General features: G+C 71.3%; 24 protein-coding genes. 7 read left to right on the forward strand and 17 right to left on the reverse strand.

Going from position 1 to position 24930, the window contains the following annotated elements; all coding sequences use genetic code 11:
* The first annotated feature begins 48 nt into the window (after positions 1-48).
* The gene (locus BCF44_RS44425) at positions 49-726 is read left to right on the forward strand and encodes an ABC transporter ATP-binding protein (protein ID WP_116180543.1); all 678 of its coding nucleotides are present in this window, start codon (positions 49-51) and stop codon (positions 724-726) included.
* Complete coding sequence (locus BCF44_RS44430) at positions 720-3092, forward strand: ABC transporter permease (RefSeq protein WP_116180544.1); 2373 nt, start codon at positions 720-722, stop codon at positions 3090-3092. Before BCF44_RS44425 ends, BCF44_RS44430 begins: the two co-directional genes overlap by 7 nt.
* Here BCF44_RS44430 and BCF44_RS44435 read toward each other — a convergent pair.
* The 6 genes from BCF44_RS44435 to BCF44_RS44460 all read right to left on the reverse strand — a co-directional run bounded on the left by BCF44_RS44435 (position 3085) and on the right by BCF44_RS44460 (position 9140).
* A complete protein-coding gene (locus tag BCF44_RS44435) occupies positions 3085-3567 on the reverse strand; it encodes a tautomerase family protein (protein ID WP_116180545.1) in 483 nt (160 codons plus the stop codon). The genes BCF44_RS44430 and BCF44_RS44435 overlap by 8 nt on opposite strands.
* 231 nt (positions 3568-3798) lie before the next feature.
* Entirely contained in the window at positions 3799-4680 is an 882-nt protein-coding gene (locus BCF44_RS44440) for an alpha/beta fold hydrolase (protein WP_116180546.1), read from the reverse strand.
* Positions 4677-5732, reverse strand: coding sequence for a tartrate dehydrogenase (locus BCF44_RS44445; RefSeq protein ID WP_116180547.1), 1056 nt, complete (start codon positions 5730-5732; stop codon positions 4677-4679). Before BCF44_RS44445 ends, BCF44_RS44440 begins: the two co-directional genes overlap by 4 nt.
* 69 nt (positions 5733-5801) lie before the next feature.
* The gene (locus BCF44_RS44450; protein ID WP_116180548.1) at positions 5802-6668 is read right to left on the reverse strand and encodes a LysR family transcriptional regulator; all 867 of its coding nucleotides are present in this window, start codon (positions 6666-6668) and stop codon (positions 5802-5804) included.
* A gap of 148 nt (positions 6669-6816) precedes the next feature.
* Entirely contained in the window at positions 6817-7899 is a 1083-nt protein-coding gene (locus tag BCF44_RS44455; RefSeq protein WP_170218079.1) for a GlxA family transcriptional regulator, read from the reverse strand.
* 395 nt (positions 7900-8294) lie between these two features.
* Positions 8295-9140, reverse strand: a complete 846-nt coding sequence (locus BCF44_RS44460) for an enoyl-CoA hydratase/isomerase family protein (protein ID WP_116180550.1) — start codon at positions 9138-9140, stop codon at positions 8295-8297.
* Positions 9141-9276: 136 nt separating this feature from the next.
* Between BCF44_RS44460 and BCF44_RS44465 the strand changes: the two genes are divergently transcribed.
* Complete coding sequence (locus BCF44_RS44465; protein WP_116180551.1) at positions 9277-9726, forward strand: winged helix-turn-helix transcriptional regulator; 450 nt, start codon at positions 9277-9279, stop codon at positions 9724-9726.
* Here the strand turns inward: BCF44_RS44465 and BCF44_RS44470 are convergent.
* The gene (locus tag BCF44_RS44470; RefSeq protein ID WP_116180595.1) at positions 9723-11309 is read right to left on the reverse strand and encodes a Na+/H+ antiporter; all 1587 of its coding nucleotides are present in this window, start codon (positions 11307-11309) and stop codon (positions 9723-9725) included. The genes BCF44_RS44465 and BCF44_RS44470 overlap by 4 nt on opposite strands.
* Before the next feature lie 94 nt (positions 11310-11403).
* Between BCF44_RS44470 and BCF44_RS44475 the strand changes: the two genes are divergently transcribed.
* A complete protein-coding gene (locus BCF44_RS44475) occupies positions 11404-12114 on the forward strand; it encodes a hypothetical protein (RefSeq protein WP_116180552.1) in 711 nt (236 codons plus the stop codon).
* On the opposite strand, the gene BCF44_RS44480 is transcribed toward BCF44_RS44475, so the two are convergent.
* The 3 genes from BCF44_RS44480 to BCF44_RS44490 all read right to left on the reverse strand — a co-directional run bounded on the left by BCF44_RS44480 (position 12068) and on the right by BCF44_RS44490 (position 16374).
* Positions 12068-13564: an amidase gene (locus BCF44_RS44480; protein ID WP_116180596.1), complete on the reverse strand. Its 1497-nt coding sequence runs from the start codon at positions 13562-13564 to the stop codon at positions 12068-12070. The genes BCF44_RS44475 and BCF44_RS44480 overlap by 47 nt on opposite strands.
* 141 nt (positions 13565-13705) lie before the next feature.
* A complete protein-coding gene (gene katG / locus BCF44_RS44485; protein WP_116180553.1) occupies positions 13706-15913 on the reverse strand; it encodes a catalase/peroxidase HPI in 2208 nt (735 codons plus the stop codon).
* Between the two features lie 17 nt (positions 15914-15930).
* Positions 15931-16374, reverse strand: coding sequence for a Fur family transcriptional regulator (locus BCF44_RS44490; protein ID WP_116180554.1), 444 nt, complete (start codon positions 16372-16374; stop codon positions 15931-15933).
* Between the two features lie 408 nt (positions 16375-16782).
* On the opposite strand from BCF44_RS44490, the gene BCF44_RS44495 reads away from it, so the two are divergent.
* On the forward strand, positions 16783-17454 hold the full coding sequence (locus BCF44_RS44495; protein ID WP_246016173.1) for a DUF4360 domain-containing protein: 672 nt from the start codon (positions 16783-16785) through the stop codon (positions 17452-17454).
* Between the two features lie 54 nt (positions 17455-17508).
* Here BCF44_RS44495 and BCF44_RS44500 read toward each other — a convergent pair whose 3' ends face one another.
* The 6 genes from BCF44_RS44500 to BCF44_RS44520 form a co-directional block, all read right to left on the reverse strand.
* A complete protein-coding gene (locus BCF44_RS44500) occupies positions 17509-18258 on the reverse strand; it encodes an SGNH/GDSL hydrolase family protein (RefSeq protein ID WP_116180556.1) in 750 nt (249 codons plus the stop codon).
* 43 nt (positions 18259-18301) lie between these two features.
* Entirely contained in the window at positions 18302-19018 is a 717-nt protein-coding gene (locus BCF44_RS57025; RefSeq protein ID WP_116180557.1) for an SDR family oxidoreductase, read from the reverse strand.
* Positions 19015-20367: a dihydrolipoyl dehydrogenase family protein gene (locus BCF44_RS57030; protein WP_116180558.1), complete on the reverse strand. Its 1353-nt coding sequence runs from the start codon at positions 20365-20367 to the stop codon at positions 19015-19017. The genes BCF44_RS57025 and BCF44_RS57030 overlap by 4 nt, the downstream gene beginning before the upstream one ends.
* Positions 20364-20516 (reverse strand): hypothetical protein, encoded by a 153-nt coding sequence (locus BCF44_RS56125; protein ID WP_170218080.1) that lies wholly within the window; start codon positions 20514-20516, stop codon positions 20364-20366. The genes BCF44_RS57030 and BCF44_RS56125 overlap by 4 nt, the downstream gene beginning before the upstream one ends.
* 5 nt (positions 20517-20521) lie before the next feature.
* Positions 20522-20971 (reverse strand): VOC family protein, encoded by a 450-nt coding sequence (locus tag BCF44_RS44515; RefSeq protein WP_116180559.1) that lies wholly within the window; start codon positions 20969-20971, stop codon positions 20522-20524.
* A 142-nt stretch (positions 20972-21113) separates the two neighbouring features.
* The gene (locus BCF44_RS44520) at positions 21114-21539 is read right to left on the reverse strand and encodes a MarR family winged helix-turn-helix transcriptional regulator (RefSeq protein ID WP_116180560.1); all 426 of its coding nucleotides are present in this window, start codon (positions 21537-21539) and stop codon (positions 21114-21116) included.
* A gap of 50 nt (positions 21540-21589) precedes the next feature.
* Between BCF44_RS44520 and BCF44_RS44525 the strand changes: the two genes are divergently transcribed.
* Positions 21590-22420, forward strand: coding sequence for an SDR family oxidoreductase (locus tag BCF44_RS44525; protein ID WP_116180561.1), 831 nt, complete (start codon positions 21590-21592; stop codon positions 22418-22420).
* Here BCF44_RS44525 and BCF44_RS44530 read toward each other — a convergent pair.
* On the reverse strand, positions 22365-23771 hold the full coding sequence (locus tag BCF44_RS44530; RefSeq protein WP_116180562.1) for an MFS transporter: 1407 nt from the start codon (positions 23769-23771) through the stop codon (positions 22365-22367). The two genes, BCF44_RS44525 and BCF44_RS44530, sit on opposite strands and share 56 nt — an antisense overlap.
* Positions 23772-23849: 78 nt before the next feature.
* On the opposite strand from BCF44_RS44530, the gene BCF44_RS44535 reads away from it, so the two are divergent.
* A complete protein-coding gene (locus tag BCF44_RS44535; protein ID WP_116180597.1) occupies positions 23850-24833 on the forward strand; it encodes a sigma-70 family RNA polymerase sigma factor in 984 nt (327 codons plus the stop codon).
* Positions 24834-24930: the final 97 nt, after the last annotated feature.

The following is a 24930-nucleotide window of genomic DNA, read 5'->3' on the forward strand; positions in this document are numbered from 1 at the left end:
TCCATCGGCCGACGTGCCGGGGAACGTGCGTGGCCAGGATTAGCCACCATGGTCAAGACGACAATCCGGGCCGTGGGGCTGACCAAGGCCTACGGCAGCGGCGACGCCCGCGTGCTCGCCCTGGACGACGTGGACGTCGAGTTCGAGCCCGGCTTCACCGCGATCATGGGGCCGTCCGGCTCGGGCAAGTCCACCCTCATGCACTGCGTCGCCGGCCTCGACCGGCCAGACGCCGGCCGGATCTGGCTCGGCGACACCGAATTCACCGGGCTCAAGGATGACGCCCTCACGGCGCTGCGCCGAGACCGGATCGGGTTCGTGTTCCAGGCGTTCAACCTGCTGCCGACGCTGACCGCGCGGGAGAACATCACCCTGCCGTTCGACCTGGCCGGCCGGCGGCCGGACCCCGCGGCGGTGCGGTCGGTGGTCGACGTCGTGCGACTTGGCGACCGGTTGGACCACCGTCCCAGCCAGCTGTCCGGCGGCCAGCAGCAGCGAGTCGCTGTGGCCCGCGCGCTGGTCACGCGGCCGGACGTGGTGTTCGCGGACGAGCCGACCGGCGCGCTGGACTCGGCCGCTTCCGCCGAGCTGCTCGGGTTCCTGCGGGGGAGCGTTGACGAGCTGGGGCAGACGGTGGTCATGGTGACGCACGATCCGGCCGCCGCGGCGTACGCGGATCGGGTGCTGCACCTGGCCGACGGCGCGATCGTGACGTCGTCATGCTGAGGGCGACGCTGCGGGACCTGTTCGCGCACAAGGGCCGCGTGGTCATGACCGTGGTGGCCGTGGCCCTCGGCGTCGCGGCCACGGTGGCCTCCTTGATCGTCAGCGATTCCGTCTCGATGACGTTGTCCCACAGGGACATTCGCGTGCTCGACGGTGTGTCGGTGCCGGGTGGCGACCGGGATCGGTTGGCCGAGCTCGACGGTGTCACCCGGGCGACGGGCATCGTGGTGGCCCGCGCCGGATTGGTGGGGGACAACGGCAAGCTCGTCGCCGCTGACACGCTGCCCGAGCAGGCCGGCACGAATTGGGACGACACCGGCAGATTCGTGCTGGTCGCAGGCCGGGCGCCGGCGCGTCCCGGCGAGATCGCCGTCAACGCGGCGGTCGGCATCCACGTGGGGACCAAGCACCGCGTGCTGCTGGCGGGAGGAAAGCGGGACAACCCAACGGTGGTAGGTCTGTTCAGGTATCGGTCACTCGGATCCGCTTCGGACCCGACTCCGGTGGTTGCCCATGCCACGTCGACCGGGGACTACTCACGCGTCGAGTTGACCACCGACTCGCCGGACAAGGTCAAGGCCGAGGCGCAGGCGCTGGGCTACACCGCTGAAACCGGAGCGGAGTTGTCCTCGGCGGCGCAGTCGACAGCTACGGACAACGCCGACGACCTGCGCGAAACGCTGCTGCCGTTCGCGGCCGTGGCCCTGCTGGTCGGAATGTTCGTCATCGCCAACACCTTCTCGATGCTGATCACGCAGCGGACCCAGCAGTACGCGCTGTTGCGCGCGGTCGGCGCCCACCGTCGGCAGGTTCGGCGGAGCGTTCTCGTGGAGGCGTCGGCGCTCGGGCTGGTCGGCGGCACGGTGGGGGAGATCTTCGGCATTGCGTTGGGGCCGTTGATGATCGCCGTGCTACGCCCCGGTCAGGAGATCGACTACACGATCACGCCGCTGACGATCGGCGTCGGCTACCTCGTGGCGATCGTGGTGACCACGTTGTCGGCCTACGGTGCCGCCCGCCGCGCGGCTTCGGTCTCGCCGATGGCGGCGTTGCGGCTCGACGCCACGGTGACTCGGCAGGCCCGAAATCGCCGCACTGCCATCGGCTTGGTGGCCGTCGCCGTGGCTGTGACAGCGGTCCTTGCCACGCTCGACCCCGCTGCCGACACCACCGCTCGCATCGTCGCCATCGGCGGCGCGATCATCGGGGCGTTCGGGATTCTCCTGCTGGCTCCGGTTCTTGCCGGCCTGGTGCTGCGGCCATTGATCGCGCTGGCGCGCCGCGCCGGACCCGCGACCAGACTCGGTGTCCAGAACGCGGGGCGGGATCCCCGCCGCACCGCCGGCACCGCAACGGCGATCACCGTCGGGCTCGGGCTGGTGCGTGCTTTCGGCACCCTGAGCGCCACGCTGACGTCACTGATCGGCTCCGCCGACCGGGCCAACATTCCCGCCACCACAACGATTCTCGAACCGGCGGCCGGCAAGTCCGCGGCGCTGGACGCCTCCGACCTGACCGCGGTCCGGTCGCTACCCGGCGTCACCGCGGCCGCCGCTCGCACCGCCCTGGCGAACGTCAACGGCACCGTGTTCAAGGTGACCGCCATCGAGCCGTCGGCCTTGGGCACGGTGCTGACGCCACAGCTCACCGCCGGTGTCGCCGATCTGCGTCGCGGCGTCATGATCTCCCGGAACCAGGCCGCCATGATGGCCGTGCGCCCCGGCTCCGCCCTGACCATCACGGTCGACGGCACCGCGATCCACACGGTCGTCGCCGGCGTCTACAACGCCACCGAGCTGCAATCCAGCCTGTACTTCGACGTCTCGCTCGCCCCCGCCAAGCTGCGCGATCGGCCGTCGATGATCTACGCTGCCGGCCCCCGAGCCGCCATCGAGGCCGCCTTCCACGACCGCCCCGACGTCGTCGTCACCGACCGTGATGCCCTCGTCGCCGCCGACATCGCCGAGCAGGCCCTGGCCTTCGTCGTCATCGACGCCATGTTCGGCGTCGCGATCGTGATCGGCGTCTTCGGGGTCGTCAACACGCTCGTGTTGTCCGTGCTCGAACGCACCCGCGAGATCGGCCTCACCCGCGCCCTCGGCGCCGGCCGCCGTCTGGTCCGCCGGATGATCACCATGGAGAGCCTGGTGATCTCCCTGTTCGGTGCGCTGTCGGGCGTGCTGATCGGCGTGGGGGTCGGGGCCGTCATGCAGCACGCCATGCTCGGCCAGGAACTGCTCGCCTTCACCGCGCCGTTCGACGCCATCGGCCTGTCGCTGCCGGGGATCGTCGCCTGCGGCGTGCTGGCCGCCCTCTGGCCCGCACACCGGGCGGCCCGCACCGACATCCTCGCCGCGATCACCTAGCCCGGCTGCGCTCGATCCGTTCGGCGGCGAGTTTCCGGGCCTGCTCCTCGTCATTTCCGGTCAGGCGGGTCAGGATCGCCGCCAGCGGCAGGATCCGGCCCGTCCCACCCCAGTGGCCCTCCGGGATTTCCGTCGGGAACACCCACACCCGGCTCGGATCCGGCGGCCAGGCGCCGTTCTCCGCCGCCAGGATCGCCGCCGTCACCTCGCGGACGACGCCGGCCCGCTGTTCCGCGTCGAGCTGCCCCTCCGGCACCGACGGCACCACCTTGTACCGCGGCGCGTCCGCGGCCTTGCCGCCCACGTACACCGCCGCCGGCCGGTGCACGAAGACCCAGGAGACCGCCAGGGTCGCCGGATCCGTCGGGTCGAACCCCTCGTGTCGCACCAGGATCTCGGTGAGCCGGGCGACCAGCTCCGCCTCGGCTGCCGGCGTCAGCGCGCCGTCGGGAATGTGCACATCGAGCATCGGCATGACCGCCCCCTAGGTTTCAGTGTGAAACCCAGATGCTACGGCAGACGCCGGGTCGCGGGCTTGCCTCAAGGGGCAGAAAGTATTGCTGACCAGCCGGAGCGGGCCGGTGGGCAGAAGTTGTGCCCGAAAGGCTAACGATCAGCGGCGCGTCGGCGACTAATGCCGTAGCCGGGATTCCCAAAGTCTCCACCCGGTGCCGCGTGGTCCCTCTGTCACCCCCGAGCGGAGGGATCACGCAGGCCGGAAGAATTCCCGCAGCGCATCCGTGACCAGCGAGGGCTGTTCCTCGGGCAGGTAGTGGTCGCCGGGCAGCGCCCGACCGGTGACATCTGCCGCGTACTCCCGCCAAACCTCCAGCACGTCGTAGGTTCGGCCGACGAAACCGTGCTCGCCCCACAGCACGAGCAGCGGGCACGTGACCGGCCCGGAGCCCCTGTCGTGCACGAGATCGGGGCCGGCGGCGGCGCGATAGTCGGAGCAGGAGGCGGCGATCGCGGCGGGGTCGGCGAAGCAGCGCACGTACTCGTCGACGGCAGCGGGGTCGAAGGCGGTGCCGCCGCGGTGCCGGGAATTCATCCGTGACCGGATCCAGAACTCCGGCTCGGCGGCGAGCAGCCGCTCCGGGATCCCGTTGCCGGCGGCGAGAAAGAACCAGTGGAAGTAGCCGAGCCCGAACGTGGCGTCGGCGTGCTCGAAGGAATGCCGGGTCGGCACGATGTCCAGCACGGCCAGCCGCTCGACGGTCTCCGGCGCGTCGAGGGCCATCCGGTGGCCGACCCGTCCGCCCCGGTCGTGCCCGACGACGCCGAACCGGTCGAAACCCAGTGTCCGCATCAGGGAGACCTGGTCGGCGGCCATGGCCCGCTTGGTGTACTCGGCATCGCCGGCGGTCGGCGCCGGCTTGTCGCTGTCGCCGTAACCGCGGAGATCGGCCAGCACGACGGTGTGGTCGCGGGAAAGCGCGGGCCCGACGTGGTGCCAGATCAGGTGGGTCTGCGGATAGCCGTGCAGGAGCAGCAGCGGCGGGCCGTCACCCGCGACGGCGCAGTGGATGCGGACGCCGCCGGCGTCGATGTCGTGATAGGTGAAGCTGTCCGGCAGCGGCACGCTCATCGCAGCTCCAACAGGGTCTTGGTGAACTCCGCGGTCGTCGCTGTGCCGCCGAGATCGGGCGTGCGGATGGACGTCTGCGCGAGGGTGGCGGCGATGGCATGCTCGATCTCCGCGGCGGCCTCGGCATGGCCGAGGTGATCGAGCATCAGCGCGGCGGTCCAGATGGCCCCCAACGGATTCGCGACGCCGCGGCCGGCGATGTCCGGCGCGGAGCCGTGCACCGGCTCGAACATGGACGGGAATTCCCGCTCCGGGTTGAGGTTGGCGGACGGCGCGATGCCGATGCCGCCGGCCACGGCCGCGGTGAGGTCGCTGAGGATGTCGCCGAACAGGTTCGAGCCGACGATCACGTCGAACCGGGCCGGATCCAGCACCAGCTTGGCGGCCAGGGCGTCGATGTGCTCGGCGCGCCAGGACACGTCCGGGTGGCTGGCGGCGACCTCGGTGACGACCTCGTCCCAGAACGGCATGGTGTGCACGATCCCGTTCGATTTCGTCGCGGAAGTCAGCACCCCGCGACGGTTTTCGGCGAGGGTGAAGGCGTATTCGGCGATTCTCGTCACGCCGACCCGCGTGAACACCGCCTCCTGCACGGCCATCTCCTCGGGGAAGCCGCGGTGCAGGCGGCCGCCGATCTCGCCGTACTCGCCCTCCACGTTCTCCCGCACCACCACGAGGTCGACCTCGCCGGACCGGGCCCCGCGCACCGGGCTCGGCAGGCCCTCGAACACCTTGACCGGCCGCAGGTTCACGTACTGGCGGAAGCCTCGGCGGATCGGGATCAGCAGGCCCCACAGCGAGACGTGGTCCGGCACCGACGGATCGCCGACCGCGCCGAGGAACACCGCGTCGTGATGGCGGATCCGGCTCAGGGCGTCGGCGGGCATCATCGCGCCGGTCTCGTGGTAGCGGGCGCAGCACCAGTCGAACTCGTCGTACTCGAAGCGCACGCCGTGCCGCGCGCCGACGGTGTCCAGGACCTGGCGGGCGGCCGGCGTCACCTCGTGGCCGATGCCGTCGCCGGGGATGAGCGCGATGCGATGCGTGACCATGCCTCGACCCAACACCGTGCGCGCGGCCCCGGTCCAAGACCGGATCCCAGCCCGGCTCATAGGCAACGCCTATAGGGACGCCAGGAAGGCGGCCGCCGCCGGGCCGAGCGCGTCCGGCCGGCTGGCCAGCGAGATGTGCAGGTGGGCCGCCGGTTCCAGGTCGAACACCAGCGCGCCGGCGCGCTCGGCCAGGCCCGCCCACGAGTCCGCCAGCACCGCCATGCCGACGCCGTTCAGCACCAGCGGCAGGATCGCCTCGCGGTGTTCGGTCTCGACGATCGGCGCCAGCTCCACGCCGCCGTCGCGGATCCGGTCCACCAGCCGCCGCATGCCGCTGCCGGTCTGGCCGACGATCAGCCGCCGGCCGGCGAGTTCGCCGTGCTGGACGACGTGTCCCGGCGGGAACGGGCCGTCCGGCGGCGTGACCAGCACGAACCGCTGGCGGCCGAGCTCCGTGAACCGCAGCCCCGGCGCCGCCGGCTCCTCCGTCGAGGCCAGCAGGCCCACCTCGACGACGCCGCTGCGGACCATGTCGATGACACTGGACGCCGTGAAGGCGGCCCTGACGGCGACGGTCATGCCGGGGTGCGCCGTGGTGAAGGTCTTGATCAGGCTGGCCAGCGGCTCCACCGCCTGCGACGGCGTCGCCGCGATCTCCACCCGGCCGACCGCCAGCCCGCCCACCGACTCCACGCTCGACCGGGCCGTCGCCAGCCCCCGCACCACCTGCCGCGCCGGCTCCACCAGCGCCCGGCCCGCGTCGTTCAGCACGAGGCGGCGGCCGATCCGGTGGAACAGCGGCTGGCCGAGGTCGTGTTCGAGGGTCCGCAGCGCCTGGGAGAGGGAGGGCTGCGCCACGTACAGCGCGGCTGCGGCCCGGCTCACGCCGCCGTGATCCACCACCGCCAGGAAGTACTCCAGCTGCCGAGCGTCCACAGTGGCGAGTCTGCCCCGTCCACAACTGATCTACCCGAAACCTGCATTCGGTGTGTCTGTGAGCGCGACTCGCGGGGGTTCGGCTACGACAAGTACCGCGCGACGTCATCCACGACACGGCGACGGGGCATCCCCGGCCCGCTGCCGTTCAGTCGCGGTCGGCGCGGGCGCCGGCGTGCCGGAACTTGTGCCGGTAGCTGCGCGCGGTGGTGCCGACGTGGCGCTGGAAGTTGCGGCGCAGCGTCTCCGGCGAGCCGAAGCCGACCATGGCGGCGATGTCGGAGATCGGGTGGTCGGTGGTCTCCAGCAGCAGCTTGGCCCGGTCGATCCGCTCCCGGTTGACCCAGTCGAAGATGGTGGTGCCGGTGGCGGCGCGGAACTTGCGGACCAGGCTGCGCTCGCTGATGTAGGACTCCTCGGCGACGCGGGCCAGCGACAGCGGCTCGTGCAGGTGTTCCCGCAGCCACGTCATCACCGGTGCCATCGGCTCCCGGTCCTGCTCCCGCCGGGTCCGGGCGTCGGCCCGCCACGGCGCGGCGATCACCGCCCGGCCGACGGCCTCGGCGCGGCCGCGGCCCACGTCCATGGCCAGCAGGTGTAGCGCCAGGTGCACGCCGGACAGCACGCCGCCGCCGGTGTGCACCCGTTCGTCGTCCACGTGCGGGAGTTCGGTGTCGAGGCGGCTGTTCGGGAAAATGTCGCGGAATTCGCGGGCATAACGCCAATGTGTGGTTGCGCGGCGGCCGTCCAGCACGCCGGCGTAGCCGAGCAGGAATACCCCGCTGCCGAAGCCCACCATGCGGGCGCCGGCGGCATAGGCCGCGCGCAATGCGTCGATCAGGGCGGTGCTGCGCGGCGCGAGCGGATTCTCGACACCGGGCACTATGACGGTGTCGGCGGTGACCAGCCTCTCCAGCGACGCCAGCTTGTCGCTCTCCGTGTCGCTTCGCTCACCGCACAGCATCACCTCGTACTGGCCGGCGACATCGGACTCGGCGGCCGCCCGCGGGCCGAATACCTGACGCACGACGTCGATGTCGAGCGACACGGCGTCGGTCGGCACCACCAGCGCGATGACGTGGCGGAAGCGCCCGCGCGACAGCGTCGGCCGGGAGCCGCCGGAGGTCGGGGCGGTGTCGGTGTGCATCACCACAGCGCGTTCCCCGTGCGGCAGCGCTCGCCAGAGTCGGCCGTAGCTCGGAGCGGGACCGGCCGGTAGCGGCGTTGCCATGGTCGCCATCCTTTCGCGGAACCGACGCCCGTTCGCACGGCGTCGGCCACTGTCACTCCGTTGCGCATCAGCGCACGCTCCTACGGGTATTGCTCGGGTTGCCGAGAACGTATCCAGGCCGGGCGGCGATGAGCATCGGTCATCTGACCGGAACGGCATAGGTAACCCGTTACGCGGGTCGCCGAATTGGCGGGAGCCGTGGCCGTGATGGCGCACGCTGGGCGATCGAACGGCCGGTGTTGGAATCCGTGCCTGTCACATCGCCGTGAGACGGAACGTTCGTTTTTCAACCATAGGGGTGGCCGCCGGGTGCGACCACCCCCATGGCGGCCGACATCGTGGCGGAATCGCCCGCTCGCGGTGTCGGTGGAAAGCCTTGCCCCTGGCGACCGCGCTCAGTCCACGGTGGACTCGTCGAACAGTCCGTTCAGGTGGTGCCCGAACCGCAGCTCGAAGTCGCCGCGCTGCTGGAGGCCCTTCTCGAACAGCCGGACGACCCGCTTCTGCGTCTCCGGCCACGTCAGCGCGGCGGCGAACTGGGCCTGGCTCTCCAGCAGATGACCGTTCTCCGGCAACGTGATCCGGTCGACCAGCCGCTTGGCGGTGGCGATCGGGCGGCGGTCGAACGAGGCGACCCGCCGGGCGAACGCGTCGACGAAGGCGTCGAGCTCGGCGTCCGGCACCGCCCGGTTGACGTAGCCGAGCTCCTGCGCGGTGCGGGCGTCGTAGTCGTCCGAGCCGATGACGATCTCCAGCGCACGGGCCCGCCCGACCAGGTGCGCCAGCCGCTCGATGCTGCCGCCGCCCGGGATCACGCCCGCGCCGACCTCGGGCTGGCCGAGAATCGCGCGCTCGGCGCTGGCGTAGCGCAGGTCACAGGCCAGCACGAATTCGCTGCCGACGCCGCGGGCCCGGCCGCGGATCTTCGCGATGGTCAGCACCGGCAGCGCGGCCAGCCGGACGAGCACGTCGGTGGTGCCGGGCAAGCCGGTGCGGCCGGGTGTGCGGGCGGCGGCGGTGGAGTTGCCGGTCATGTCGAAGTGGGCCAGGAAGAACTCGTCGTCGGCGCTCTCGAACACCACGACCCGCACCTGGTCGGACGCCTCGACGCGGTCGAGCACCTCGGCCAGGCCGGTGATGATCGCGGCGTCGACCACGTTGAGCGGCGGGTTGTCCAGCGTCACCTGCCAGTAGGCGGGGGTGACCTCGTGGACGCGAACGGCCTGCTGGGTGTCGGTCATCGTCCTGCTCCTGTCGGTCGGTTCCTGGCAGCGACCGTAGCAGCTGGATATAAAAACTGTACTCAGCTGAACCTGGTGGCTGTTCTCACAGCGCAGCTGGGTTGCGAATCTGTAGTCAGGAGGTACCGTGGTCCGGATGACGGAGCTGGTGGTGGCCGACGACCTGCCGGCGTGCTCGATCGAGCGGAGCCTGCAGGTGCTCGGCGAGCGGTGGACCCTGTTGGTGCTGCGCGAGATCTTCGCCGGCCGGCACCGGTTCGCCGAGATCAGGGGCGCGCTGGACATCGCGCCCAACCTGCTCAGCGCCCGGCTGAAGACGCTGGTCGCCGCCGGCGTGCTGGAGGCCCGCGCGTACCAGGAGCCCGGCAGCCGCCAGCGGCAGAGCTATCACCTGACCCCGGCCGGCCGGGAGCTCAAGCTGGTGCTGGGCGCGCTGCAGCAGTGGGGCGACGAGCACCGGCCGCGCACCGTCGGCCCGTCGGCGCTGCGGCGCAGCAAGGAGGGCCGGCCCGTGCGCGTGGCCTTCGTCGGCGAGGACGGCGTGGAGATCCCGACTCGGGACGTCGCCTTCGTGCTCAACACCTAGTCGACGAGTTCGCGCTGCGAGAGCCGGACCTCCTCGATGTCCAGGCGCGCCTGGATCTGCCGCAGCACGGTGTCGTCGATGCGGCGCTCGTCGCGTAGACGGACGACGGTCGCACGCTTGCGGGCCAGCAGCGCGAGGCGCAGCGCCGTGTAGTGCTGGTCGTGCCGCAGCGCCGGCTCGTCCTCCAGCTGCGTCTCGCCGGCGTGCAGCACCGCCAGGTGCTCCTCGAGTTCACGGGTGAGGCGGTCGACCACCTCGGGGTCGGTGCCCAGTTCCTCGGCGACGGCCGGCATTGCGGCCATTGCCTCCTCGGTTGCCACCGTCTGCGCGAGCTTGCGCTCCTCCTCGACGACCCGGTCCTCGGGCAGGTGCGCCCAGCGCACGACACCGGGCAGCACCAGGCCCTGCGCCACCAGCGTCACGATGATGACGCCGGCCGTCACGAACACGATCATGTCCCGGTCCGGGAAGGCGGCCCCGCCACCGATCGTCTCGGGCACCGCCAGTGCCGCCGCGAGCGACACCGCGCCGCGGAAACCGGCCAGGCCGCTGACGATCCGCGTGCGGTGGCTGACCCGCCGCAGCCGTTGCGACGGGCGGCGGTCGACCGCGCGGATGATGTAGACGGTGACGAACAGGAACACGATCCGCGCCGCCACCAACACCACGCAGACCACGCCGACGATGACCAGTCCGCGGATCAGGCTGCCGCTGACGAGGCCGCGCACCGCCCCGTGCGACTCCAGCCCGACCAGCACGAACAGCGCCCCGTTGAGCAGGAACGTCGACAGGTTCCAGAAACCCTGCGACTGCTGCCGGGTCGCCGCGCGGCCGATGCGCGGGCCGACCTGGCTCATGATCAGACCGGTGGTGACCACCGCGAGCACCCCGGACGCGTGGATCGCCTCGGCCAGCAGGAAGGACACGAACGGCGTGAGGAGCATCGCCACGTTGCCGAGCAGCGGGTCCTCCAGCCGCCGGCGGATCGGGATCCCCACCGCCGCCGTCACCGCGCCGGCCGCCACCCCGCCGAGGTAGGCCAGCAGGAACAGGCCCCCGACGTGCACCACGCTCAGCTGCTCCTGGCCGATGGTCACACCGACCGCCAACGCGTAGATCACCAGCGCCGTGCCGTCGTTGACCAGGCTCTCCGCGCGCAGCGTCGTGACGAACCGACGCGGCAGCATCCCCGCCAGCACACCGACCGCCGTCGCGTCCGTCGGCGCGACCGCAGCTCCCAGCACCCACGCCGGGCCCCACGGCACGCCCAGCGCGTGCGCCGTCCACGCGACCGCGCCGGCCGTGACGATCACCAGCAGCGTGCTCATCAGGACGATGCCCCGCAGGTTGGAGCGGATCTCCCGGAGCGAGGTCGTCAGGCTCTCCCAGTACAGCAGCGCCGGCAGGAAGAGCAGCAGCACCACCTCCGACGGCAGGTGCACGTCCAACAGATCCGGCGCGAATCCCAACAGGACGCCGCAGGCGAGCAGCACCACCGGTGGCGCGAGCCGGAACCGCTGCGCCACCACGCCCGACACCAGCACCGCCATGCCCAGCGCCACCACGAGTTCCAAACCGATCACGGCGGTAATCATGCCTCCGAATCGGCCGTTCGCACCCGGACCGGGGCCGCTTGACCACGGAAATCGGGTCGCGGCGGTGCCTAGGGTGGACACCATGGCGGCAGTGCGAAGACGCTTCTACACCAACGAGGTGCGGTTGGGCGCGGAAGCGTACCGGGTGATCCACCCGGTACGGCCGATCGTGCACGCCCCGATGCACGAAGCCGGTTGGGGCGTCGAGCTGTACGTGAACAAGGCCGCCACCGTGGACTTCGTGCTGGCCTGGTGGCTGGCCGCGCGGTCCCCGCACAGCCTGGTGTACCTGCCGCTGCGGCAGAGCTGCTGCGACGAGGTGTCGTCGTACTGCGGCCGGAAGATGGACCTGGTGCTGGCACACCACGGGCTCGGTTTCCCGGCGTCACGCTGGAAGGAGGTGCGGGCCCGGCTGAAGCCGACCGGCATCCAGCAGGTGACCCTGCCGGAGCGGCCGTTCCGCGCCTTCGACCCGGCCGCGCACCACCAACGCGCGTCGCGTGATCACCTCCGCTACGCAGTCGCCGCCGACACCCTGTTCCTGACCGGCAGCCGGCACGGGTACGAGCTCGAGGGCGAGACCGTGATGGAACTACTCGACGAGGCCCCCGCCGCGCTCGCGGTCCGTCCCGACAAGCACACCTGCGCCGAGATCGATCTCGGCCTGTGGCACGTCGGAACCGAGCGGGGGCAGCGGCGGGACACGCCGCTGCGCCTGCACGTCGTGTGCTGCAACGAGCACTGGCTCAAGGTGAGGTCGGCAGGAACTTCGGGGCCTGCCTCGCCGCGGTGAGCCGTTCGAACGCCGCCGCCAGCGCGACCAGGTGGGCGTCGGAGTTCTTGCCGGCCATGAAGGACACGCCGATCGGCAGCGGACCGGCGAAGCCCGCCGGCACCGTGATGTCCGGGTAGCCGGCGACCGCGGCCGGCGTCGAGGAGCCGATCTCGTCCACGTCGCCCTTGGCGTAGTCGGTGACCCAGGCCGGGCCGTTGGTCGGCGCGATGATCGCGTCGAGGTGGTCGGCGGCGATCAGGTCGTCGATCGAGTGCCGGGCCAGGTCGGTCGCCTCGGCCCGCTGCTTGAGGTAGGTGGGGTCGGTGATCGGCGGGGCGGCCTGCGCCTGCTCGAACAGCTCCTGGCCGAACTTCGACAGCTCGACGGGATCGTGCTGGTTGAAGGCGATCAGGTCGGCCAGCGTCTGCGGCACGCCCGGCCGGGTGGCCAGGTAGGCGTTCAGGTCGTGCTTGAACTCCGCCAGCAGCGCGGGAAGTTCATCGTTGCCGATCGTGTCCTGGTTGGCCGGCACCACATCCACCACCGTCGCGCCCGCCTTTGTCAGCGCCGCCACGGTTTCCTGCATCACCTTGTCCACGCCGGCGTCGGTGCCGGCCATCGCCCAGACGCCGATCCGCTTGCCGCGCAGGGAGGTCGTCGGCGGCACGTAGTCCTTGCCCGCCAACACCGACAGCGTCAGCGCCACGTCCACCACGTGCCGGCCGAACGGGCCGGCAGTGTCCTGCTCGTGGGAGATCGGCACGATGCCGGCGCCGCTGATCACGCCCAGCGTCGGCTTGATGCCCACGATGCCGTTCTGCCCGCCCGGGCAGACGATCGAACCGTCCGTCTCGGTTCCGATCGCCACCTGCGCCAGCGACGCCGCCACCGCGGCCGCCGACCCCGACGAGGAGCCGCACGGATTCCGGTCCAGCACATAGGGATTGTTCGTCTGGCCGCCGACGCCCGACCAGCCCGAGGTGGACGTCGTGGAGCGGAAGTTCGCCCACTCCGACAGGTTCGCCTTGCCCAGGATCACCGCGCCCGCCCGGCGCAGCGCCGTCACCAGCGGCGCGTCCTTGACCGGGTTCTTCGCCAGCAGCGCCCGCGAGCCGGCGGTGGTCGGCAGGTCCCTGGTGTCGATGTTGTCCTTGAGCAGCACCGGAATCCCGTCCAGCGGGCCCAGCACGTGCCCTCTCCGGCGGCGCTCGTCGCTGGCCCGGGCCTGGCTCACCGCCGTCGGGTCCAGGAACAGGATCGAGTGCACCTTCGGTTCCAGCTGGTGGATGCGCCCCAGGTACGCCTCCGTCAGTCCCACCGCCGTCAGCGCCCCCTTCGCCATGCGCGTTTGCAGCTGCGGGATCGTCGCCGCGTCCAGATCAGCATTCGACATCACGGCGTTCACACTAGGGGCCGGCGCTCCGTTCGCGCCGACGGGCGAGACGGCGACCAACGTGGTCGCGGCCATCGCCAGAATCACTGTGGCAAGGCTCAGTCGTCGCACGACCCCCACCGCACTCAGTTGACCAGCCCCGGTCAACCCGCCGAAAGTCGGTGAAACGAGAACCGGGCCGGTCGCTCAGCGACCGGCCCGGTTCATCGGACTGCGTCAGACGTCGTAGCGGTCCAGGTCCATGACCTTGGCCCAGGCCTTCACGAAGTCGGCGACGAACTTCGCCTTGGCGTCGTCGCTGGCGTACACCTCGGCGACGGCCCGCAGCTCGGAGTTGGAGCCGAACAGCAGGTCGACGCGGGAGCCGGTCCACTTGATGTCGCCGGTGGCGGTGTCGATGCCCTCGTAGGTCTCCTCGTCGGAGCCCTTGCGCCACTGCACGCCCATGTCGAGCAGGTTCACGAAGAAGTCGTTGGACAGGGTCCCGACGTTCGAGGTGAACACGCCCAGCGGGGACTGCTGGTAGTTGGCGCCGAGCACCCGCAGGCCGCCGATGAGCACGGTCATCTCGGGCGCGCTGAGGGTGAGCAGGTTGGCCCGGTCGACCAGCAGGTACTCGGACGGCAGCCGGTTGCCCTTGCCCCGGTAGTTGCGGAACCCGTCGGCGGTCGGCTCCAGCGCGGCGAAGGAGTCGGCGTCGGTCTGCTCCTGCGACGCGTCGGTGCGGCCCGGCGTGAACGGCACGGTGACGTCGTGGCCGGCGGCCTTGGCGGCCTGCTCGACCGCGGCGGCGCCGCCGATCACGATCAGGTCGGCCAGCGAGACCTTCTTGCCGAACGAGGCCTGCACGCCCTCCAGGGTCCGCAGCACCTGCGCCAGGTTGTCGGGCTCGTTGACGTCCCAGCCGCGCTGCGGCTCGAGGCGGATGCGAGCGCCGTTGGCGCCGCCGCGCTTGTCGCTGCCGCGGAACGTCGAGGCGGACGCCCACGCGGTGGAGACGAGCTGCGACACCGACAGGCCGGTGGCGAGAATCTGCTCCTTGAGCGCCGCGACGTCGGCGTCGGTGACCAGCTCGTGGTCGACGGCCGGCACGCGGTCCTGCCAGATCAGCTCCTCCTGCGGCACCAGCGGGCCGAGGTAGCGCTGGATCGGGCCCATGTCGCGGTGGGTCAGCTTGAACCAGGCCCGCGCGAACGCGTCGGCGAACTGGTCGGGGTTCTCGTGGAACCGGCGCGAGATCGGCTCGTAGATCGGGTCGAAGCGCAGCGCCAGGTCGGTGGTGAGCATCGTGGGCGTGCGGTTGAGCTCACCGGTCTCCGGGTCCGGGAAGGTGTTCGCGCCCGCCCCGTCCTTCGGCTTCCACTGGTTGGCGCCGGCCGGGGACTTGGTCAGCTCCCACTCGTAGCCGAAGAGGTTGTCGAAGAAGCCGTTGCTCCACTGCGTCGGCGTGGCGGTCCAGCTGACCTCCAGGCCGCTGGTGATGGCGTCGCGGCCCTTTCCGGTGCCGAAACTGTTACGCCAGCCGAAGCCCTGCTCCTCCAGCGGCGCGCCCTCGGGCTCGGGACCGACGTAGACGTTGGGGTCGGCGGCGCCGTGGGTCTTGCCGAAGGTGTGGCCGCCGGCGATGAGCGCGACGGTCTCCTCGTCGTTCATCGCCATCCGGGCGAAGGTCTCGCGGATGTCGCGGGCCGAGGCCAGCGGGTCCGGGTTGCCGTTGGGGCCCTCGGGGTTGACGTAGATCAGGCCCATCTGCACGGCCGCGAGCGGCTGCTCCAGGTCGCGGTCGCCGCTGTAGCGCTCGTCGCCCAGCCAGGTGGTCTCCGGGCCCCAGTACACGTCCTCGTCGGGCTCCCACACGTCGGCGCGGCCGCCGGCGAAGCCGAAGGTCTTGAAGCCCATGGTCTCCAGCGCGCGGTTGCCCGCGAAGATCATCAGGTCGGCCCAGGAGATCGACTTGCCGTACTTCTGCTTGACCGGCCACAGCAGGCGGCGGGCCTTGTCCAGGTTGCCGTTGTCCGGCCAGCTGTTCAGCGGCGCGAAGCGCTGCATGCCGGCGCCGGCGCCGCCGCGGCCGTCGTGGATGCGGTACGTGCCGGCGCTGTGCCAGGCCATCCGGATCATCAGGCCGCCGTAGTGGCCGAAGTCGGCGGGCCACCAGTCCTGCGAGGTGGTGAGCACGGCGTCCACGTCGCGGGCCAGCTCGTCCAGGTCGACGGTGGCGAACGCGGCGGCGTAGTCGAAGTCCTCGCCCATGGGGTTGGCCACGGCCGGGTGCTTGCGCAGGATCTTCAGGTTGAGCTGGTTGGGCCACCAGTCACTGTTGACGCCGCCCTCGGTGGGGTGCTTGAAGCGCCCGGCGACCGGGCACCCGCCTGCGCTCTCGTCGTTCATCTCGCCAACAACGGCGTCGGGCTTGTCAGACACGGGAAACCTTTCCGGAACTAGTGGAAACGACTCGAGGCGGCGAGTGTCGAACAGTCCGAGCACTGGCCCCAGTAGATGACCTCGGCCTCGTCGATCGTGAATCCGTGATCGTCGGACGCGGTCAGGCAGGGTGCGTCGCCGACCGCGCAGTCGGCGTCCGCGATGACGCCGCACGACCGGCACACGACATGGTGGTGGTTGTCCCCGATCCGGGACTCGTAGCGCGCCACGTGGCCGGCCGGCTGGATGCGCCGGACCAGCCCCGCGGTGGTCAGGACCTTGAGCACGTCGTAGATGGCCTGGTGGGAGACCTCGCCGAGGTCCGCGCGGGCGGCGCCGAGGATGGTCTCGGTGTCGGCGTGCGGATTCGCGTGCACCGCGGTCAGCACCGCCACCCGGGGCCGGGTCACCCGCAGCGCGGCCCCGCGCAGCAACCGCTCGTAGTCCGAGGAGGTGGGCACGGGACGAAGTCTCGCCCATAATCTGGAATCAATCAAGTTTTTGTCACGTTCGCCCAGGTCCACTCGCGTGTCGCGGCTGCTCCGAACGGCAGGCCCGGTTCAAGATCGAGATCCGTCGGCGTCATGCTGCCAGAGGAGCGGGGGAGGGGACACCGCGGTGGCGGTGTCGGATCGGCCGTGTCGCGTCGGGAACGGCGGGCGCGCGCCCCCGAGCGGCTCAGTCGAGGTTGCCTCGTCCGGGTGGTGGGCGCCGCCCGGATGTCCCTGTTGTCCCGCCGTGGCGGGACAGTCGAGGTTCTATCGGTTTGGTCCCCTCATGGGATCAGCGTGCCACCCTTTCTTCGCAATTCGCGGCTAATTTTTACTCCGTTCAGCAGGCGGCGTGTCGACGGACGTGCTATATGGTCGTTGACGCCGCGCGACCTTGAATTGTCGCGCATTTCGGAGGGAATTATGCGTGGTGCGTTGGCCGTGGTCGGCCTCGTCCTGTCGTTGTTCACACCCGTGACCGATTCGCAGACATCGTCGCCGCCGCCCGGAAAGATCACCCTCGACATCAAAACGATCAACGGCTCGGGTTGCCCGGCCGGCACGGCGGACGCGTCCGCCGACGTCTCGTCCGACAACACGTCGTTCACCGTTCACTACAACAACTTCGCGGCCAAGGCCGGCAACGGCGCGTCCGCCGTCGACGGGCGCAAGAACTGCCAGATCAACGTGCTCGTGCACGTTCCGGCGGGATTCACCTTCGCGATCGCCGAGGCCGATTACAGCGGATTCGCGCATGTGGCCGCCGGTGCGTCCGCATTGGAGCAGGCGAACTACTACTTCACCGGACAGGCGGCGACGGCCCGCGTGCCGCACCCGCTTACCGGACCGTTCGACGGCCAATGGACCGCGAAGGACGTCGCCGATGTTTTGGTGTACGCGCCGTGCGGCCTCGACCGGAACCTGAACATCAACGCGGAGGTGCGGGCCAACGCCGGCACATCCGATTCCGGCGCGACCAGCTTCATCGAGATGGATTCGAGCCACGCCAGCGTCGACACGGTGTACCAGTTCAACTGGAAGCAGTGCTGACGAACCCTCCCGCCGCCGGACAGCCGGACCACCAGCTGTCCGACCCGCACGCACTCAGCCGGCCAGCAGGGGGAGATATCCCTCGCGCTGGCCGGCTGCGTTCGGGTGGAACGAACCCGCGATGTCGAGCAGGCTCACGCCGTTGATCCACGGGTCGCCGCCGCAGTAGCCGTGGCCGGCGAAGGCGGGCCGGGCGTCGCGGAAATCGGCGCCGGCGTGGGCCGTCCGGGCCTGCGTCACGGCGGCGAGCCGGTCCGAGCCCTCGTTCAGGGCCTGTCGCTTGGTCGAGCTCAGCGAGCAGGCGCCGCCGGCCTCGACCACGTGCGGATAGCCCAGCACCACGATGTGAGCGGTGGGGGCCTTGGCGCGGATCGCCGCGAACATGCGGTCCAGGTCGCCGCCGAGCGGCCCGTCGATGACGCCCTCGGCCTGGTGCACCTTGTCCAGGCACGCCGAGTCGCTGCCGATCACGCACGTCGTCATCACGTCGGAGAAGCCGATGTCGGTGCCGCCGACGGTGACGGAGACGAGCGAGGTGCCGGGCGTCAGGTCGCCGAGCTGGTCCTTGACCACGTCGGCGGTGCTGGCGCCGGTACACGCCTCGTCGTGCACGACGGGCAGGTTCTGCCGGGCCGCGTAGAGGCTGGGGTAGGCCTGCGGGCTCTGTCCACAGGGGCCGGACGAGCCCGGGGTGCCCACCCCAGCCGCGTAGGAATCGCCCAGCGCCACGTATTCCGGCGCGAAACTCGAGGGTGCGGCGGGGAGGAGCAGGGCGCCGATCAGCAACGCCGTGAAAGCTGGCATGGAATGTGAGTACCACACACGGCATCCCCCGATCCGGTACGAATCAGAGCAGTTGCTGGCCGCCGTCGATGTCGTACGTGGCGCCGGTGAGCGCCGTGTTGGCCATCAGGTGCACGGCCAGCGCCGCGACGTCCGCCGGCCCGACGACCCGCCGGATCGGCAGCGTGTCGCGCAGCTGCTGGCGGCGGTTGTCGAGCTGGTCGCCGAGCAGCTGCGCGGACAGTGGGGTGTCCACGAAGCCGGCGGCGATCAGATTCACCCGTACGGGCGCGATTTCCAGCGCCAGGCCCTTGACGAGCGCCGGCAGCGCCGCCGTCATCGCCGACGCCAGGAACAGGCCGGGGTAGGTCCGCCGCGCGCCGGTGCCGCTCATGAACAGCAGCGTCCCACCGGGGCGGACCTTGTCGACGGCGTGCTTGGCGACGCGCACCGGCAGCCACAGGTGCTGGTCGGTGTTGCGGTTCGCCCGCTCGAAGTCGAAGTCGGCCAGCGGGCCGTAGTACGGGCTGCCGGCGGTGACCAGCACGTGGTCGATCGCCGGCAGGTCCCCGAAGAACTCGTCCAGCCGCTCGAAGTCGGTGGCGTCGAAGGCCTCCGCCCGTGCCGCGCCGACCTCTTCGGCCGCCTGCTCGAGCCGGTCCGCGTTCCGCCCGGTGATGATCACCTCGGCGCCCTCGGCGCGCGCCAGCCGGGCCGTCTCCAGCCCGATGCCGGCGCTGCCGCCGATGACCAGCACGGTCTGCCCGCCGAGCGCGTTCACGACTGCCCCTTGATCTGCTTGTCGAGGTCGCGCAACGCATGCAGGAACGACTCGGAGAAGGTGGGGAAGGGCTGGATGACGTCCAGCATCACGTCGAGCGGCACCTTGGCGCGGATCGCGACCGTGGCCTGCTGGAGCCACTCGCCGGCCTCGGGGCCGAGCGCGTGGGCGCCGGTCAGCACCGAGCCGTCGGAGACCAGCGTGAGGAAACCGGGCGTGGTGTCGTAGGCACGGGTGTAGGTCGCGGTGCGGGGCACGCCGGCGAGCTGGATGGTCGCCGTGAACGCCCCCTCCGCCGCGCCGACCGCCGCGGCCTGCGGGTCGGTGAAAACCACTCGCGGCACCGCGTCGTAGTTGATCACCCGAGTGGCGCCGTGGATGTTCGCGGCCACCACCCGTCCGTGGTACTCGCCGACGTGGGTGAGGTTCCACTGGCCGGTCACGTCGCCGATGGCCCACAGCCCGTCGCCGGCCGACATCCGCTCGTCGACGGCGATGCCGTGCGGATTCGCCTCGATGCCGACGGTCTCCAGCCCGATGCCGTCGACCCGAGGCTTGCGGCCGGTCGCGACCAGCAGCTTGTCGCCGCGCAGCTGGGAGCCGTCCGGGAAGTCCAGCACGTAGTCGTCGCCGTCGAGACGCGCGGCGGCGGCGTGCTGGCCGAGGCGGAGGGTGACGCCGTCGGCGGTCAGCGCCTCGGCCAGGGCCCGGCCGACCGCCTCGGGCTCCCGGGGCAGCACGCGGTCGGCGCCGTCCACCAGCGTCACCTCGGACCCGAAGCGGTGGAAGGCCTGCGCCAGCTCCACGCCGGTCGGCCCGCCGCCCAGGACCAGCAGCCGGCGCGGGATCTCCTTGACGCCGGTGGCCTCCCGGTTCGTCCAGACGCCGGACAGGTCGGCCAGCCCCGGCACGGGCGGGATCACCGGATCCGCGCCGGTGGCGATGACGATGTGCGCCGCGGTGTGCGTGCGGTCGCCGACCGCCACGGCGTGCGGGCCGGCAAGCCGGCCCGTCCCGCGCAGGACCTCGATGCCGGCGCTCGCCGCCCACTTCTGCTGCCCGGCGTCGTCGTAGGAGGAGACCATGAAGTCCCGCCACGCCAACGCCGCCGCGACGTCGACCCGACCGGTCACCGCCTCGCGGGCGCCGGGCACGTCCCGCGTGCCGGCAACCGCCTCTCCCGGCCGCAGCAACGTCTTGGACGGGATGCAGGCGTAGTAGGAGCACTCGCCGCCGAGCAGTTCCCGCTCGACGATGGCGACCCGCAGGCCGCCGGCCGCGATGGCGGCGGCGCAGTGCTCGCCGGGTGCGCCGCCGCCGAGCACGATGGCATCGAAGTCGTAGGTCATGACTGCTGCTCTTCCACCATGTACTGGGCATACCAGCTCGGCCAGTCCGCGTCTTCATGCCCGAGCTGTTTCTCGTGCTCGCCATGGGCCGCCGCGGCACGCCGCAGGGCGTCGGCCAGCTCGTCGGAGTTCTCGTAGGTCGCGGGCATCGGGCTCACCACTCCCGACCGGGCAGGCGGGTGGTGATCTCCTGGAGCACCCACTCGTTGCCGTCCGGGTCGCTGAACCGCGCGAACGAGGAGTAGCTGCGGTGCTGCGGGTCCGGGCCCGCGACCTCCTTCTCGCCGTCGGCGTGGTGGAAGACGCCGTCGGCGTCGTGGAAGACCTCGCTGACGGCGATGCCCTTCTCGACGAGCTCCGCGCGGGCCTTCTCCACGTCGCTGACGACGAGGTGCAGGCCCTGGACCGAGCCGGGCCGCGCGCCGCTGATCTTCGACCCGAAGATCACCGAGGCGGGCGAACCGGGCGGGGTCAGCTGCACCACGCGGAAGCCGTCCGCGCCGGGGAAGTCGGCGTCCTCGCGCCAGCCCAGCGTCGTGTAGAACGCCTTGGCCCGGTCGACGTCGGTGACGGGCAGGACCACCACTTCGAGCTTCATGTCCATGATCGGACTCCCTGTTCCGGGGCCGTCTGTCGGCGGCCGCTGGCACAAGGTTGCGCCGTCGCGGAGACCCGTCGCACCCGTGGGACGCCCTGGTCCCACCACTGGGGTCCACGGGTGGCGGGATCCGAGGGGTTGGTGTCCGCTAGCCCTCGAGAACGCGTTCGAGCAGATCGCGCAGGAGGTGGCGCTGATCGTCGGTGAGGGCGGCGAGGGGGTCGGCGGCGAACGGCATGTGGGCGGTCATGTCCTCGGCGGCGCTGAGCCCGGCCTCGGTGGCGGCGACCAGCTTGCCGCGGCGGTCCGCCGGGTTCGGGCGGCGCTCCAGCAGGCCGTACTCGGCGAGGCGGTCGACGAGCGGGGTCACGTTCGACGGCTCGGCGTTGAGCACCTCGGCGATCCGGCGCATCGGGACCGGCGTCCGGGCCGCGAGCAGGGCCTTGGCCTGCATCGCGGTCAGGCCGTGCGGGGTGGCCGCGGCCTGGGCCTCGGCCGAGTAGCGGCGGGTGATCGCGGCGATCAGGCGCACCACCTGGGCGGTGATGTCGAGGGTCACATCGTCATCCGGCATGCTATGAAGTATAAAGGTTATGGAACATAACTAACGAGAGTGAGCAGGACATGACCAACACCGTGCTCGTCACCGGCACCTCCTCGGGCATCGGCCTGGCCACGGCCGTCGCCGCCGCCCGCGCCGGCTGGCGGGTCGTCGCCACCATGCGCGACACCTCCCGGTCCGGGGCGCTGGTCGAGGCGGCCAAGGCCGCCGGCGTCGCCGACCTGATCGACGTGCGGGCCCTTGACGTGACCGATGCCGCCGCGACCTGCGTCGACGACGTCGTCGCCGAGTACGGCCGGCTCGACGCCGTGATCAACAACGCCGGCGCGGGCCACGTCGGCACCCTGGAGCAGGAGTCGATCGACGACATCCGCGGGGTGTTCGAGGTCAACTTCTTCGGCGTGCTCAACGTGACCAAGGCCGCCCTGCCGCACCTGCGTGCCGCCCAGGGCCGCCTGATCACCATCACCAGCGTCGGCGGCGTCGTCGGCCAGCCGTTCAACGAGGCCTACTGCGGCGCGAAGTTCGCCGTCGAGGGCTTCATGGAGTCGCTGTCCCCGCTGGCCGCCGCGCACGGCGTCCGCGTCACCGTCGTCGAGCCCGGGGCCGTGGCCAGCGAGTTCGTCGCCAACGTCGGCTTCGACCCGGCCCAGCTGGAGGCCGCCGGCCCGTACGCGCCGCAGCTGCGTTCCTACCTGGAGCGCACCCGCAACGCGTTCGACGGCGCGCAGACCTCCGAGGACGCCGCCGCCTCGATCGTCGACGTCCTCACCGCCGAAAAGCCCGCGTTCCGCGTGCAGACCTCGGACGCCGCCCGCACCTTCAGCGGCACCAAGCTCAGCGACCTGGACGGCTCCGTCGTGCAGTCGCTGACCGCCGGCTGGGTGTCGTGACGACGGCGATCCCGACAGCCGCCACCGCGACGATCATGGCGGCGCGGTAGCCGGCGGCGACGTTCCCGTAGCCGCCGGCGGCGGTGAAGGCCGCGGAGCTCGCAGCCACGCCGAAGGCCGCGCCGACCTGCCGGACCGTGCTGAACAGTCCCGACGCGGTGCCGATGTCGGCCGGCTGCACGGAACCGACCACCGACTTCGTCAGCGCTGGCACCGCGAAGGTGACGCCGGTCGCGACGACCGCCACGGCCGCGCCGAGCACGGCGTACGGCAGGTCGGGACCGGCCAGGACGGCGAGGATCGCGGTGCCGACCGTCTGGAGCGTCAGGCCGATGACGATCATCGGCCGGGTGCCGACGCGGTCGGTGTGGGCGCCGGTGCGTGGCGCGAGGAGCAGCGGCACCAGGCCCAGCGGCAGCAGGTGCAGACCGGCTTCGAGAGGGCCGTCGTGCTGCCCGTTCTGCAGGAACTGGGCGGTGAAGAACACGATCGCCGTGAGGGATGCCGACTGCAGGAAGATCCCGACGACGCCGGACGTGAACGCGCGGTCGGTGAACACGCGCAGCGGGATCATCGGGTGCTTCGTGCGCTGCTCCCGGAGCAGCAGCGCACCGAGCAGCAGGACACCCAGCACGAGCGCGCCGATCACCGTGCGGTCGGCCCAGCCGTCGGTCGCGGCGCGGATCACGCCCCACACCAGGGCCAGCACCGCCGCGCCACCCAGGAGCAGCCCGGGCAGGTCGAGTGGCGCAGCGGTGCGGTCCTGTCCGTCACGGACGCGCAGCAGGACGCCGACCGCGGCCGCCAGCCCGACCGGAACGTTGATCCAGAAGATGGCCGGCCAGGACAGCAGCTGGGTGAGCACGCCGCCGAGCACCGGCCCCAGGGTGCTGGCGGCGCCGGTGGCCGCGCCGAACACGCCCATCGCCCAGCCCCGCCGCTCGGGCGGGAAGGCGGCGTTGATCAAGGCCAGCGCCGTCGCCATGGTGACCGCCGCGCCGACGCCCTGCACCGCCCTCGCCCCGATCAGCACGGCGGCGTTCGGCGCGAGGGCGCAGGCGACGGACGCGCCCGTGAACAGCAGCAGGCCGCCGGCGTAGACCCGCCGCCGGCCCCAGCGGTCGCCGAGCGCGGCGGCGGTCATCAGCAGCACCGCGAAGGTGATCGTGTAGGCGTTGATCGTCCAGTCGAGCGTGGCGATGGTCGCGTTCAGGGCGGTGCGCAGGGTCGGCAGCGCCGTCGACACGGCGAGCAGGTCCAGGATCACCAGGAAGGAGCCGACGCTGGCCAGGCCGAGCGTCCAGCGCTGGTCGGTGGCCGGGGCGCGGGGTGTTGTGGTCTGGGATGTCATGTCGGGGTAGACACGGGCGACCCGGGAAACCGGGCGCGACCGATTTCCGGGACGGGCGGTGTCGATACAGGCATGGACATGACCGTGGACGAGGCGCTGCTCGCGGAAGCTCGCGGCGGCGACGCGGATGCGTTCGGCCGGCTCACCGAGCCGTACCGGAGGGAGCTGCACGTGCACTGCTATCGGATGCTCGGATCCCTCGGCGACGCCGAGGACCTGGTGCAGGACACGCTGCTGGCCGCATGGCGGGGCATCGACCGCTTCGCCGGCCGGTCGTCCCTGCGGACCTGGCTGTACCGCATCGCGACCAACCGCTGCCTGAATGCCCTGCGCGACCGCGACCATCGGCCGGCGTACGCCACCGCGGCTCAGCTGCCGGAGCCGAGCCGCATGGACGAGGTGCCGTGGCTGGAGCCGTACCCCTTCGACGTGCCGACTCTCGGCCCGGAGGCGTCGGTGGAGAGCCGAGAGGCCGTGTCGCTTGCGTTCATCGCCGCGGCGCAGACGATGCCGCCGCGGCAGCGGGCGATCCTGGTGCTGCGGGATGTGCTCGGGTTTCGCGGCGCCGAGGTGGCGTCGATGCTCGACACGACGGAGGATGCCGTCGCGAGCGGCTTGAAGCGGGCCCGGAGTGCGCTGGCGAGTCGTGCTCCGGTCGAGGCGCCTCCGTTGCCGGGTTCCGTCGCGGAGCGTCGTGTGGTGGACGCGTTCGTGGTGGCGTTCGAGAGCGGCGATGTGCCGGCGATGGTGGAGCTGCTCACCGACGACGCCTGGATGTCGATGCCGCCGCTGCCGTTGGAATACCAGGGGCGCTCGGCCATCGGCGAGTTCTTCGACGCCATCGTCTTCGTGCAGGGGACGCGGCGGTGGCGGCTCGTGCCGACCAGGGCCAACGGCCAGCCGGCGTTCGGGCGGTACGTGTGCGATCCCCAGGCCGGGATCGCGCGGGCCCATGGCGTGACGGTGTTGACCCTCGCCGGGACGGGGATCGTTCGGATGACCGCGTTTCTGGGGGCGGAGCTGCTGCCGCGGTTCGGCTTGCCGCGGACGCTGGCGGACTAGGTCCAATGCCGTTCAGTTAGCCGTGACACGTAGCTGTCAAGGTTCGGGCGAGGCCAGGACATCGATGCTGATGGTGGCCTTGTAGGTAGTCCGGTCG

It is taken from the genome of Kutzneria buriramensis (assembly GCF_003387475.1).
Taxonomy (GTDB): domain Bacteria; phylum Actinomycetota; class Actinomycetes; order Mycobacteriales; family Pseudonocardiaceae; genus Kutzneria; species Kutzneria buriramensis.